We start from the raw sequence: 13,412 nt of genomic DNA, 5'->3' as shown, positions 1-13,412 counted from the left end.
GGTTCCCTATTGTCTTTAACCAAAGCAATAACCGAAAGCCATTAATAACAGTCATTAACTGATAGCTTTATCATAGTTCACTTTCTCCATGAAAATAGTAGCTTATTTAAAAGTGACTTTAGTAACAGTCGAGCCTAGCTCTCCTAATAAATTGCTTTCAATCCATTTCGCGAACAAAAAAGGGCTCGCATTGCGAGTCTTTCGATATCATTAAATCAGCGCTTAATGTTACTGCACCTCCAGCTCTGAGATGGCTAAAGCAGCTCATTTTTGCATCACAACCACCCCAAAAAGCGTGGCATCAAGCTTAAGCTGCACCTCTCCTTTCTTCACAGGTACATTAGGTTTTACATTTATCTCTTTCACTACACCACGAACAGCAGGGTCAATCGGACCGGAAACAAAAATCTCTTTAGCGCAGGAGGTTATTAAGGATGGGGACGTTTTATCGCTATTTCATAGGGAATATCATGGATCACTCTCCCCAAAAAAAATAAAAATATCGCAACAAAGATCATGACGCACAACGCAAAATGTTCCAAAAACAAGACCCGCTTTTAACGGTCGAATAGCCGAAAAGCAACTGTACCACACGTTATCTTTTAGCTTTAAAACAATCGCTTGCGACACGCACCCTCCAAGCCTTTATACGGCAACACAGAAGAGTAATTGACTCTATTTCTCATTAAATTCCCTATAAATTGTTGATCGAGTACACACTTGTTCTGGGAAATCATCTAAATATTCCAGTAAAAAAGGTAAGATGCATCAAAATAATGAGTAAAAATTGGCGTTAACACCGACCAATCATATACAAAAAGGTACCCATACAATGATAGGCACACCACACTGTAAAGGCGCGATCAGAGCCATGCTCCTCGGCTGCGGCGAACTTGGTAAAGAAGTCGCTATTGAATTGCAACGAATGGGCGTTGAAGTGATCGGCGTAGATCGATACCCCAACGCACCTGCTATGCAGGTTGCTCACCGGTCTCATGTGATCAACATGCTTGATAAACAGGCCTTGCGAGACGTGATCATCCTAGAGCAACCACACCTGGTCATCCCTGAAATCGAAGCGATCGCAACCCAAACCTTGGTCGATATGGAAGCTGAGGGAATAAATATCGTTCCAACTGCGAAAGCAACACAGCTCACCATGGACAGAGAAGGCATTCGTCGTCTTGCGGCAGAAACCTTAGGCTTGCCAACATCACCCTATTTTTTCTGTGATACCCAAGCTGAATTCGAACAAGCCGTAAAAAAAATTGGGATCCCATGCGTTGTAAAACCCGTCATGAGTTCATCGGGCAAAGGCCAGAGCGTTATTCGTCAATCCTCTGAGATACTATCTGCTTGGCAATATGCCCAAGAAGGGGGACGTGCTGGCGGTGGAAGAGTTATTGTTGAAGGCTTTGTGCCATTCGATTATGAGATCACTTTACTGACGATTAGTGCGGTTAATGGTATTCACTTCTGCGATCCTATTGGTCACAGACAAGAAGATGGTGACTACCGTGAATCTTGGCAACCTCAGCAAATGTCAGCAAACGTGCTAGAGAAATCTCAACAGATAGGCCAAAAAGTCGTTGAAGCGTTAGGCGGATATGGGTTGTTTGGCGTCGAACTGTTTATCAAAGGCGAAGAGGTTTATTTCTCAGAAGTGTCACCGCGCCCACATGATACTGGACTAGTCACCCTGATCAGCCAAGATCTATCGGAATTTGCATTGCATGTTCGCGCCATACTTGGGCTCCCGATAGCGAATATTGCCCAGCATGGCCCATCGGCTTCGGCCGTGATTTTAGCTGAAGGCAAGTCGCAAAATATCTGTTATCAAGGCATGGCTGCAGCACTAACAGAGCCCAATACTCAACTAAGATTATTTGCCAAGCCTGAAATCGATGGTCGTCGCCGTTTGGGTGTAGGGTTAGCTCGCGGAGAATCGATAGAACAAGCAGTAGAAAAGGCGTTAACCGTAGCTTCTAAGGTCGAAGTTATTTTATAGACTAATCGATTTAGGATGTTGGCTTTTTAAGTTAATCGCTTACTAACAAAAAAGGCGCATCAGCGCCTTTTTTGTTGCAGACTAAAACGATTAGCAGATACGATTAACGGCATCACCTTTAATAAAAGCCTTTAAATTATCCAGCGCTATCGCCATTAAATTTGCTCTCGCTTCCAATGTCGCCCACGCATTGTGAGGACTAATACTGATGTTTTTCGCACGCAGCAGCGGATTATTTGCTTCCGGTGGCTCAGTCGAGAGCACATCGACACCAGCCGCCGCGATCACCCCATGATTAAGCGCATCGGCCAGTGCTTGTTCGTCAATCAAACCACCGCGGGCCGTATTTATCAACAGCACATTGGGTTTCATTCTTGCTAGGCTGACAGCATTAATCATCTGATCTGTGTCTGACGTTAATGGGCAATGCAGTGAGATAATATCAGCTTGCTTATACAGTAAATCAAGTTCGCACCAAGTGACGCCCTCGGGCAGATCTGTCTTAGGCCGATGGCTATTGACCAGCACCTGCATCTGAAATGCTCGTGCAATCGTCGCGACTTGGCGGCCAATATCACCATAACCGATAAGCCCTAATGTTTTGCCTTTGAGTGATTGCAACGGCGATAAAGTAAAGCAAAAATCATCACCTTGGCTCCATTGACCATCACTAACCGCGTGATGATGAGCGGCAACTGCTTGGGTATGGTGCAATATATGAGCAAATACCATTTGCGCAACGGCATCTGGTCCGTAACCAGGCACATTAGTCACCGTTACGCCATGAGCCTTTGCAGCCCCAATATCGACAACATTGGTACCTGTCGCTAACACCCCGATATATTTTAACTTGGGTAATGCGGCAATGGTTGCAGCATCAAGCACGGTTTTATTGGTTAATAAAACCTGTGCATCGATGGCTCGCTCAAGAAGTTGATTAGCAGGGGTTCTATCAAAACAGATAAAATCGCCAAACGCCTCAAATCCCTGCCAATTAAGATCGCCAGGGTTTAAGGTGTATCCATCAAGTACAACAATATTCATATTATCTTCCACTTTTACTTATGATAGCGCGATCAAATAAGCATCGATAAACCAAATGGCTGGGCCACTGATAATGATAAAACGTTAAAAGCTGAACTTTATTCCAGCATTAACCTGCCCTTGCCACATAATGTCGGCGCGAATATTCCACACACATTGGTTTGCATCACAAAATAAGGCGTTGTCACTACTGATAAAGGTGGCATATCCACGGGCATCGGCTAAAAGTGAGAATCTTTCTGTCATTTGATATTCAACACCCACACCAAATCCCATCGAAAAACGCGTTTCAATACTGTAGTCATCCGTTGGACGCATCTGCGTCATCCCCGCGCTGGCGGTAACATAGGGACGTAAATTACCCCGAGGGAAATAAAGCGAGCCACCAACATGCAGATAATCAACATCAAGCTGAGTAAGAAAATCTGGGCTAAAGCTGCCACCAAAGCTCAAATCTGTGACTTGATGGCTATAGAGCAAATAGATATCGCCAGGCTCCTTAGTTTTAACCCCGATCATCATGCCATAGTGCTCCGACTCGGCAATTTTAACCTTGGTGCTGGCACTATTGCCGATATTGTTAGTCGAGCTTATCTCATTCGCATCGAGTTCGCTCGCGGCAAAACTATAGCCACCAAAAGGAGCAATGAACCATTGCGACTCAGCATATGCCCCAGTAGATAAACTCATTACTAGCAATCCACATTTACCGCTAAGTAAACAACGTTTTGAACTAGTCATGCTCATCTCCCCCAGCAATATAATACCTGCAAACACAACCTTATCTCATACTGCGATCCTGTTTTACCCTATCATAAGCCGCTTGAATATCTTGGGCTTTTTTCTTAGCAAGCTCCATCATCTCGGCTGGTAAACCTTTGGCAACCAACTTGTCAGGATGATGTTCATTCATTAGTTTTCGATAAGCACGTTTAATCTGTTGGTCTGAATCGGATTCGCTCAGACCTAACACATCATAAGCATCTTTAAGGGATGTTTTATGATGACCACCGCTATGAAAATTAAACTCCGCTTGCCAACGCTTTAATAACTCATCAAGTTGTACCTGACTATAGCCAAGCTCTTTTGCAACCGTTAACAAAATAGCATGCTCATTAGCATCAATTTTGCCATCGGCAAGGGCGGTTTGAATTTGGATCTCAAGGAACATCTGCAGCAGTTCTTTGCGCCCCATCGAAATCAGGCGAAACGTTTTCAAACAGGCTTTTAGATCGAAACCACTCGCTTTACCTTGATTGAAAGCCGCTTGAGCATCACGCCTTGGCTGCCCAGTTAACTGCATTTGATCCATTAAGGCCGTTGCCATGCGGATATCATTTTCAGTCACCCGGCCTGAAGCTTTGGCAACATGCCCCATTACCGCAAAAGCGGTATTAAAAAATAACGACTGTCGATCGCTGCCTTTACCAATAACGGCGCTCAGTTCTGCCCGTTTTTTATCGTAAAGATGCCCAAGCCATAGGCCAATGATCCCACCAATAATTCTGCCAAACATAAAGCCAATAGCAAAACCAAAAAACTTACCCCAAATTTTCATTCAATGACCTATTTTATTTGTTCGCCGTTGCCGCTATGCGGTCGTTTAATTGAGCCAATCGGTCTAAGGTGCCGACATCACACCAATACCCAGGGAAACGTTCGCCAGCCACCAAATCTAAGGCCATTTTTTGCTTTAACAGCGGCGCCAAACCAAATCGACCATCGGGCGAGCTATCAAAAAATGCTGGGCGATATACCGCAATCCCGGAAAACGTTAACCTTGGTTCAGTCGTTAATTCGACCTGATCACCATTTAATCCAAAATCACCGTGAGGGTGCTGGGGAGGATTATCGACCAACCATAAATACGCCTGACGATTCATCATCGCCTTTTCAATAGCGGTTAACGACAGCGGTTTACCATTAATCGTTGGAGGCGCATCGATAAATACATCACCATTGATAACCAAAAATGGCTCAGTCCCCAGCAGCGGTAGCGCCTTCTTAATGCCGCCACCGGTTTCTAACGCTTCTAATTCACGACTGTAGCTGATCGTTAATTGCCAGCGGCGACCATCGCCCAAGGCTTGCTCTAACTTATGACCTAACCATGCATGATTAATAACGATATGCTTAACCCCAAGGGCGGCGAGACGCTCGATGTGATAAATGATAAGTGGCTTTCCAGCGACTTCAGCTAAGGGCTTAGGTATATGATCGGTCAATGGACGTAAGCGCTCACCTCGCCCTGCGGCTAAAATCATCGCCTTCACGATTGCGTCTCCATTAAGGGAATAACCTCGTTATCTAACCATGTCACTAAACGAGCTAACTCTGGGTAAGGCTTAGCGACATCCTTGATATATTGCAGCGTTAACGGAATATCTTTCATATAACCAGGCTTACCATCTCGGTAGTTTAATCGGCAAAATATGCCTGCAGCTTTGAGATGTCGCTGTATTCCCATCAAATCAAACCAGCGACGATATTGCTTTAAGGTGACCTCGTTAGCGAGCAAGCCAACCTCTTTCATCTGCTGATAATGACTTTGCATTAAAGACTCAACAACATCATCGGGCCAGCGCACATAGCAATCCCTTAAAAGCGACACGGCATCATAAGTAATGGGGCCAATGACAGCATCTTGAAAGTCGATAACCGCAAGCTTGTTATCACACAACATCAAATTGCGACTATGGTAATCACGATGCATCCCCACTTTAGGTTGTTCCCTGACATTACTCACCAGCAGTTGGTACACATCATCGAGCATTGATTGAGTCTGAGGCGCGAGCGTTAGCCCCAAGTGATGCACAATTAACCAATCAGAAAATATTGCTAATTCTCTTTCAACAAATGCATCATCGTACAAAGGCAGTGACTTACCGCCAGACTCTGTAATGCTGGCGATAGGATTTAATAGTTCCAAGGCCCGTTGATAATAATCGCTGACATTATCCAAATTAAGTACACTGAGCAGTTGAGTATCGCCTAAATCACTTAGCAGCAGAAAACCTTGTTCAATATCTTTTTCAATCACTTGAGGCGCATATATATCATTGTACTGATACATCTCGGCAAGTGAAATAAACGGTGTGACAGCGATTAAGTCTGGCGGGGAATCCATTGCAATATACTGTTCCCTTTCAAATGAGACTCTAAAATACCGCCTAAAACTGGCATCACCAGAGATGAGTACTATCTGCGCATCCGCGCCTAAAGTTCGCGCTATCCACGCTCGAAGGGCAATAAATCTCTGATCTGACAAGGGCACCTCATGGCTCTTAAGTAAAAATTGCTTTATTATAAAGCAAAATGGAAACAGCAATTAAGATGATTTTTATCTCCTTGCTAGGTTGCTTGTACATTTAGATGCAACTATCCTCTCCGATAACTTGTCTAGACTAAGAAATCACAAAAACGATAAAAGATGCATATCCGTTACTTATTGGCTTTAGTACTGCTTCCGCACCTAGTCTTGGCAGACGACTCAGCAACATCTCTTGATACTGGCGCGCAATGTCTTGTGGAGCCTCCAGTGCCTATTCCTCAAGCGGAAGAAACTGATACGCCAATTAATTTACAGCAAATTACCATTGTTTCAGATCGTACATCGGCAAAAATGGGCGACAAAACCAATTTCGATGGTGATGTTACCTTTAGCCAAGGTGGACGTCATATCTCAGCAGACAGTGCCATATTAGATCAAGCCAACGAACGTTTAGATGCTAATGGCAATTTAGTCTTTCAAGACAGTATGTTCACCGTTACAGCCGACTCTTTAAGCGCTGAAATGCGCAGCAACAACGCCCAATTAAACTCGGCTCAATACTGGCTTCATGGTCAACAGATACATGGTGAAGCACAAAAACTTGAGATCACCCAAGATAATAATCTGCATTTAACCAATACCAATTTCACCACTTGCCCACCAGGAGATAGCTCTTGGTTACTCGAAGCTGAAACGATCAAAATCGATAGCTCCGAAGAGTGGGGAGAACTGTGGAATGCGAAACTAAAAGTCGGTGATGTACCGGTGTTTTATCTGCCCTACATGACCATCCCGGTATCAGAAAAACGTAAGTCAGGTTTTCTTTTTCCGGCATTCAGCACCAGCACAACCAATGGTGTGGAACTGGCGACTCCATATTACTGGAACATAGCCCCTGAATACGATTTAACCTTTACGCCTCACTACATGTCGGCCCGAGGTCTTTTCCTAAAAACAGAGTTTCGTTATCTCATGGGTGAAGCTCAGCAAGGACAATTCAATGCTGAATATCTAGCCGATGATAGTTTGATGCCGAATAAAGACGATCGCTACCTTTATCATTGGCAACACAAAGGTGCAATTAACGACAATTGGCGTGTGTTAGCCAATTATACCAACGTATCTGATAATAACTATTTTAATGACCTCAAATCGGATGTATTGCGCTCAACTGACAACCAACTATCCCGAATTGGTGAAATCGCCTATTTTGAGAATAACTGGGACATTACGGCCAAAGTTCAAGATATTAAAGTACTGGGTGAAGACGAATCCCCTTACCAAGTGATGCCACAAGTCGGATTTAACTATCGTTCGCCTGCACTTTGGAGTGGACTAGATTTTAACCTATTAGGTGAAGCAACCAACTTCCGTCATCAAGATGACCAATACGCAACGGCTAAACGTATCCACATCGAACCAAGTATCACCCTGCCGATACATGGACCAGCAGGCTCATTAACCAGTGAGTTAAAGCTAATGCAAACCAATTACTGGCAAGATTTAACCAGTAATGTAAGCAGTGACAAACTCGACAGCACAGTGAGTCGTACACTACCTCAAGTACGAATACATGGGCAGATTAACTTCGAGCGCTTCACCGACTATTTTGATGCAAACTATCGCCAAACGTTAGAGCCTCAGTTTCAATATCTTTACGTCGGTTACGAAGACCAATCTAATATAGGTATTTATGATACGGCACGATTACAAGATGATTATTATGGCCTATTTAGGGATCGTCGTTTCTCTGGTCTCGATAGAATCGCCGATGCCAATCAAATGACGCTGGGTTTAACGACCCGATTATTTGATGAACATAATCTCGAAACCTTTAAATTTAGTATTGGGCAAACTTATTACTTTGAAGACAGTAAAGTCGGACTCACAGACCCGTCCCTGCCCAATCAAATGCTGAAACAGGAAAATACCTCTAACTCGGTATTAGCCGCGGAACTAAACACCAAAATTTATAACGACTGGTTTATGAGCGGTGCCATTCAATATGACACCAAAAACAGTGACAACAAGAAAAGCGAAGTTACCTTAGATTTTCGCCCTGAAACAAATAAATTACTGCAACTTAGCTACCGCTATGTTCCTGACTTAATTAACAGTAATACCAATGAGTCGGTTAATATATCGCAAACAGGAGTTCGAGCGGCATGGCCTATCAACGACAACTGGTATATCGTAGGCAACTGGTATTACGACCTCAATGAGAGTAGAAGTGTTGAGACTTATACTGGATTTCAATACGAATCTTGTTGCTGGGCGCTTCGCTTAAGTTATCATTACCGCATTAAGACAAACTACGATGACGATTTAGAACCCTCATTCGATGATCGAGAGTTATTTGAACATGGATTTTATCTTAACTTTGTAATCAAAGGCTTAGGAGGTTCTGGACCGCTTGGCGTCGCAGATATGCTTAACGATGGCCTGTTTAATTATCGCAAGCCCTTGTACTTAAAAAACTAGCATTTGATAATTAGTTAACATTTTGCTGAACCTAGATACGGACTTGTAGTCCAATCAGAATAATCGAATTAAGTGGTCGGTCAATAAGTGACAAACGACCTCAATATGCCAAGGATTTTTGTGGATGAGACCCTGTAAACAACTGATTATTGCTTTTCTGACATTAATAATGAGCCATGCCGCCCTTGCTGCACAACCTTTAGATCGCGTAACGGTGCAGATCAATGAAGGTATCGTTTTAGAAAGCGAAATCGCTAATATGATAAAGACAGTAAAAGCAAACGCACAAGCTTCAGGCCAAGCGTTACCCTCAGATAAGGCGCTTCGTACTCAAGTTATCGAACGCCTGATAATGACTCGTCTGCAATTGCAAATGGCCGATCGTATTGGTTTACATATTGGCGATCTACAATTAGACCAGACTATCGAAAACATCGCTAAAGAGCAGGAAATGACGCTTGAGAAGATGCGTCAACAAATCGAAACCGAAGGCTCAAGCTGGAATCAATATCGCGAAAAATTACGTGAAGAGATCACTTTAGGTGAAATACAACGTATTCAAGTTCAAAGGCGTATCCAAGTTTCACCTCAAGAGATCAACAGCTTAGTAAAATTGATCGAAGAGCAAGGTATGCAACAGGTTGAATACCAAATTGGCCATATCTTAATCGAAGTTCCAAGTAGCCCAAACAGCGAACAACTAGAGAATGCAAGCAAGCGTGCCAATGCAGTGTTAAAACGCTTGCAAGATGATGCTGACTTTAAGCAAACGGCTATTGCATCTTCCTCAGGCCCTAAAGCTCTTGAGGGCGGAATTTGGGACTACATGAATATTAATGAAATGCCAACCTTGTTCGCTGAACTACTAACTGGTGCCAAGACCAACGATATTATCGGCCCTGTTCGTAGTGGTGCAGGTTTTCATATCATAAAGGTAATAGATGCTCGAGGCTTACAAACGAAAGAGATAGATGAAGTACGTTCACGTCATATCCTCATCAAACCTTCACCTATTTTATCTGAAGAGCGTGCTAAAGCCATGCTAGATAAGTTTGTTAAGGAACTTCGTTCTGGTGATGCCGACTTTGCTGAACTTGCACGCCAATATAGTGAAGATCCAGGTTCTGCTACAAAAGGTGGCGAGCTAGGTTGGGCGGATCCATCTGTCTATGTGCCAGCGTTTGCTCAAACCTTAGGTACACTAGATATTAATGAAATAAGTGAGCCATTCCGTTCGAGTCATGGTTGGCACATCGTTCAGCTTGAAGAGAAACGCAAAACCGATGCGACGGATAAGTTTAATACTAATCGCGCACATCAACTCATCTTCCGTCGTAAGTTTAATGAAGAGTTACAAAACTGGTTAAACGAAATGCGAGCCGAAGCTTACATCGAAGTGTTTGATGCCGATTTTAACCGAGGCTAATTATATTGACGACTAAACGTATCGCTATCACACCAGGCGAACCCGCCGGTGTAGGACCAGACTTAGTCATTCAACTTGCTCAGCGTGCTTGGCCCGCTGAGCTTGTTGTTTGTGCCGATCCAGCACTATTGAAATCTAGGGCTAAAAAAATCGGCCTGCCAATCCAGTTGCGCCCATATCAACCTAGTCAGCCACCTAAACCTCAAGAAGCGGGTACATTAACCATAGTCCCGTTTCCATTGGTAACGGAAGCGATATGCGGCACGCTAGATGAACAAAATAGTAGCTACGTTATTGACACGCTGAGCTACGCAGGCGAAAAAAACATGAGCGGCGAGTTCGATGCCGTTGTCACAGGTCCGGTGCACAAAGGTATTATTAATCAAGCCGGTATCCCTTTTAGTGGACACACTGAGTTTTTTGCCCATCAAGCTAATTGCCAAGATGTGGTGATGTTACTGGCGGCTCCGGGTTTACAGGTCGCGCTTGTCACAACTCATATTCCACTTGCCTATGTATCGAAAGCCATCACGCGAGAGCGTCTGCACCAAATTATCAAAATATTGCATGAAGACTTGGTTAACAAATTTGGACTGACGCAGCCTAAAATTTATGTCTGCGGTTTGAATCCACATGCAGGTGAAGATGGCCACTTAGGCAGAGAAGAGATTGATGTTATTATGCCCGCGCTAGATGAACTGCGCGAGATGGGCATGAGTATAGTCGGGCCTCTACCTGCAGATACTCTGTTTCAACCTAAGTACCTTGAAGATGCCGATGTCGTATTAGCCATGTACCACGATCAGGGTCTTCCTGTATTAAAGTCACGCGGATTTGGTAGCTCGGTTAATATTACCTTGGGCCTGCCATATATTCGCACCTCGGTCGATCACGGAACGGCATTAGCCCTTGCTGGGACGGGTGACGCAGAAATAGGAAGCTTCGTCTGCGCACTAAATAAGGCTATAGAATTGGCCGACAGAAATGAGTCAAAAAAAGAGAAGTAATGAGTAATAAAGTACATTTAGGCCACACGGCAAGAAAGCGTTTCGGACAAAACTTTTTGACCGATAGCAATGTGATCAATCGAATTGTCGGTGCCATAGCACCCGACAATGATCACGTTATGGTTGAAATTGGCCCAGGCCTTGCTGCATTAACTGAGCCTGTTGCCGAGAGCATAGATAAGCTCACGGTAGTTGAGTTAGATAAAGATCTGGTTGAACGTCTAAAAACTCATCCTTTTCTCAAGGATAAGCTTGAGATCCATCAAGGTGATGCGCTTAAATTTGACTTTAATCAGCTGGTCGAAGAAGGCAAGCAGATGAAGGTGTTCGGTAACTTACCTTACAACATCTCAACCCCACTAATGTTTCACCTTTTTGAGTTTGCACAGCATATTGAAAATATGCATTTCATGCTGCAAAAAGAGGTGGTACTTCGACTATCAGCGTCTCCTGGCACAAAAGCTTATGGCCGTTTAACCGTCATGGCGCAGTATTTCTGCCAAATTATGCCTGTACTTGAAGTGCCACCAGGTTGCTTTACACCACCACCTAAAGTGGATTCTGCGGTTGTCAGATTGGTGCCCTACAAGAATAAACCATGGCCGTGTAAAGATGTCGACCTACTGAGACATATTTGTACTACGGCGTTTAATATGCGTCGTAAAACCCTGCGTAATAATCTTAAACATATTATTTCTGACGATGATTTTGAATCATTGGGTATCGACGCCAGCAAACGTCCAGAGCAGATAACAGTTGAACAATATGTTGCGATGGCAAATCTAGTCGCTAATAAGAAAAACGGCTAAGAACATCAAGGGGAAGCGATTCCCCTTCCTCTCTGTGACATTTAGGACTTTCAATGAACAAACTTGAATCCTCAATTAAAATTGAGGTAAAAACTGAATATATCGAAGAACAATCATCCCCCGATGAAGAGCGTTACCTTTTTAGTTATACCATCACCATAGTCAACCTTGGTGAGAAGGCGGTGACGTTAAAGAGTCGTATGTGGTCAATCACCGATGCCAATGGCCATCACAGCGAAGTCCAAGGTGCTGGTGTCGTTGGCGAAACTCCGACTATCGCTCCAGATACTGCATACCAATATACGAGCGGCACCGTTTGCGAAACGCCGTTTGCCGTGATGCAAGGCTACTATGTGATGCTAAGTGAAGATGGGATTGAATTTAAAGCCCCCATCGCCCCCTTTAGATTGGCAGCGCCAGGATTAATCCATTAGCTCGTCTGACAACTCTAATCATTTCCTAAATCGCTAACTAACGAGTATTTAATGGCAACATACTTTATCGGTGACATACAAGGCTGTTACGATGAGTTACAAGCCATATTGAGTCAAGTCGACTTCAATCCTTCAAAAGATGAGTTATGGATTGTTGGTGATATGGTGGCTAGAGGTAATAAATCACTACAGACCATCAGATATATTAAATCACTAGAAGGTTCAGCCAAGCCTGTCCTTGGTAATCACGATCTTCACCTTATGGCATTGCATGGTAAACTTAAACGCCCAAAGCCCAGTGATCAGCTTACTTCATTGCTCAACGCTGATGATATCGGCGAACTCGTCGATTGGTTAAGATTACAACCTTTATTAAGATGCCACCCTTCTAAAGCGATAGTGATGACCCATGCAGGTATTCCTCCTCAATGGGATATAGATACGGTAATAACAGAAGCGAATGCAGTCCATCAAGCGCTAATAAACCCAAATTACTTAACCTATCTAATCGCCGATATGTACACTAATGATATTGCTCGCTGGACGGACTCAATGCCAAATAAGGCGCGATTAATCTACTGTATTAATGCACTCACTCGAATGCGGTACCTTAATGCTGATGGGAGCTTAGATTTTGACTGTAAACTCCCCCCCGAATCCAATCCCGACAACACCTTGAAACCATGGTTTCAATTTCCAAGTATGACGAGCAACACTCACACATTAGTATTTGGCCATTGGGCAGCACTAATGGGCAAAGTTGACCATCCATCCCTTCAAGCCTTAGATACAGGTTGCTGTTGGGGTGAACATTTAACTCTTTGGCACCTTGAATCTAATCAAAAAATTACCCAAAAGAAGTTAGAAAAGAGTTAAACTGATTGCAATTCTGGCCGATATAAAGCTAGCTATGCATGCAAGAACTCCCCCTG

At 43.7% G+C, this 13,412-nt stretch carries 13 protein-coding genes; 7 read left to right on the top strand and 6 right to left on the bottom strand.

The window, feature by feature from the left end:
* Positions 1–428: 428 nt before the first annotated feature.
* Positions 429–542, bottom strand: coding sequence for a DUF3302 domain-containing protein (locus tag K0I62_RS04125; RefSeq protein ID WP_434086824.1), 114 nt, complete (start codon positions 540–542; stop codon positions 429–431).
* 290 nt (positions 543–832) lie between these two features.
* Here K0I62_RS04125 and purT point away from each other — a divergent pair, with 290 nt between their 5' ends.
* Entirely contained in the window at positions 833–2,008 is a 1,176-nt protein-coding gene (purT, locus tag K0I62_RS04120; protein WP_220070260.1) for a formate-dependent phosphoribosylglycinamide formyltransferase, read from the top strand.
* 90 nt (positions 2,009–2,098) lie between these two features.
* Here purT and K0I62_RS04115 read toward each other — a convergent pair whose 3' ends face one another.
* The 5 genes from K0I62_RS04115 to K0I62_RS04095 all read right to left on the bottom strand — a co-directional run bounded on the left by K0I62_RS04115 (position 2,099) and on the right by K0I62_RS04095 (position 6,326).
* Positions 2,099–3,052, bottom strand: coding sequence for a D-2-hydroxyacid dehydrogenase (locus K0I62_RS04115; RefSeq protein WP_220070259.1), 954 nt, complete (start codon positions 3,050–3,052; stop codon positions 2,099–2,101).
* An 84-nt stretch (positions 3,053–3,136) separates the two neighbouring features.
* On the bottom strand, positions 3,137–3,793 hold the full coding sequence (locus K0I62_RS04110) for an outer membrane beta-barrel protein (protein ID WP_220070258.1): 657 nt from the start codon (positions 3,791–3,793) through the stop codon (positions 3,137–3,139).
* Between the two features lie 40 nt (positions 3,794–3,833).
* The gene (gene djlA, locus K0I62_RS04105; protein WP_220070257.1) at positions 3,834–4,610 is read right to left on the bottom strand and encodes a co-chaperone DjlA; all 777 of its coding nucleotides are present in this window, start codon (positions 4,608–4,610) and stop codon (positions 3,834–3,836) included.
* Positions 4,611–4,623: 13 nt separating this feature from the next.
* Positions 4,624–5,325, bottom strand: a complete 702-nt coding sequence (murU, locus tag K0I62_RS04100) for an N-acetylmuramate alpha-1-phosphate uridylyltransferase MurU (protein WP_220070256.1) — start codon at positions 5,323–5,325, stop codon at positions 4,624–4,626.
* Complete coding sequence (locus tag K0I62_RS04095) at positions 5,322–6,326, bottom strand: aminoglycoside phosphotransferase family protein (RefSeq protein ID WP_220070255.1); 1,005 nt, start codon at positions 6,324–6,326, stop codon at positions 5,322–5,324. Before K0I62_RS04095 ends, murU begins: the two co-directional genes overlap by 4 nt.
* Positions 6,327–6,482: 156 nt before the next feature.
* Between K0I62_RS04095 and lptD the strand changes: the two genes are divergently transcribed.
* The 6 genes from lptD (at position 6,483) to K0I62_RS04065 (ending at position 13,356) form a co-directional block, all read left to right on the top strand.
* Positions 6,483–8,804, top strand: a complete 2,322-nt coding sequence (gene lptD, locus K0I62_RS04090) for an LPS assembly protein LptD (protein ID WP_220070254.1) — start codon at positions 6,483–6,485, stop codon at positions 8,802–8,804.
* Positions 8,805–8,928: 124 nt separating this feature from the next.
* Entirely contained in the window at positions 8,929–10,230 is a 1,302-nt protein-coding gene (gene surA, locus K0I62_RS04085) for a peptidylprolyl isomerase SurA (RefSeq protein WP_220070253.1), read from the top strand.
* 5 nt (positions 10,231–10,235) lie between these two features.
* Positions 10,236–11,237, top strand: coding sequence for a 4-hydroxythreonine-4-phosphate dehydrogenase PdxA (pdxA, locus tag K0I62_RS04080; RefSeq protein ID WP_220070252.1), 1,002 nt, complete (start codon positions 10,236–10,238; stop codon positions 11,235–11,237).
* Complete coding sequence (gene rsmA, locus K0I62_RS04075; RefSeq protein ID WP_220070251.1) at positions 11,237–12,046, top strand: 16S rRNA (adenine(1518)-N(6)/adenine(1519)-N(6))-dimethyltransferase RsmA; 810 nt, start codon at positions 11,237–11,239, stop codon at positions 12,044–12,046. Before pdxA ends, rsmA begins: the two co-directional genes overlap by 1 nt.
* A 53-nt stretch (positions 12,047–12,099) precedes the next feature.
* Positions 12,100–12,480: a Co2+/Mg2+ efflux protein ApaG gene (gene apaG / locus K0I62_RS04070; protein WP_220070250.1), complete on the top strand. Its 381-nt coding sequence runs from the start codon at positions 12,100–12,102 to the stop codon at positions 12,478–12,480.
* A 51-nt stretch (positions 12,481–12,531) separates the two neighbouring features.
* On the top strand, positions 12,532–13,356 hold the full coding sequence (locus tag K0I62_RS04065; protein ID WP_220070249.1) for a symmetrical bis(5'-nucleosyl)-tetraphosphatase: 825 nt from the start codon (positions 12,532–12,534) through the stop codon (positions 13,354–13,356).
* Positions 13,357–13,412: the final 56 nt, after the last annotated feature.

This window comes from Shewanella psychrotolerans, from assembly GCF_019457595.1.
Lineage (GTDB): Bacteria > Pseudomonadota > Gammaproteobacteria > Enterobacterales > Shewanellaceae > Shewanella > Shewanella psychrotolerans.
The sequence above is the reverse complement of the archived record's forward strand: the minus strand, read 5'-3'. Positions and strand labels throughout refer to the sequence as shown.

Bases quoted from the DNA above. Each gene is read 5' to 3' on its own strand.
- purT (WP_220070260.1), top strand. From the start codon at position 833: ATGATAGGCACACCACACTGTAAAGGCGCGATCAGAGCCATGCTCCTC.
- K0I62_RS04115 (WP_220070259.1), bottom strand. From the start codon at position 3,052: ATGAATATTGTTGTACTTGATGGATACACCTTAAACCCTGGCGATCTT.
- K0I62_RS04110 (WP_220070258.1), bottom strand. From the start codon at position 3,793: ATGACTAGTTCAAAACGTTGTTTACTTAGCGGTAAATGTGGATTGCTA.
- djlA (WP_220070257.1), bottom strand. From the start codon at position 4,610: ATGAAAATTTGGGGTAAGTTTTTTGGTTTTGCTATTGGCTTTATGTTT.
- lptD (WP_220070254.1), top strand. From the start codon at position 6,483: ATGCATATCCGTTACTTATTGGCTTTAGTACTGCTTCCGCACCTAGTC.
- surA (WP_220070253.1), top strand. From the start codon at position 8,929: ATGAGACCCTGTAAACAACTGATTATTGCTTTTCTGACATTAATAATG.
- rsmA (WP_220070251.1), top strand. From the start codon at position 11,237: ATGAGTAATAAAGTACATTTAGGCCACACGGCAAGAAAGCGTTTCGGA.
- apaG (WP_220070250.1), top strand. From the start codon at position 12,100: ATGAACAAACTTGAATCCTCAATTAAAATTGAGGTAAAAACTGAATAT.
- K0I62_RS04065 (WP_220070249.1), top strand. From the start codon at position 12,532: ATGGCAACATACTTTATCGGTGACATACAAGGCTGTTACGATGAGTTA.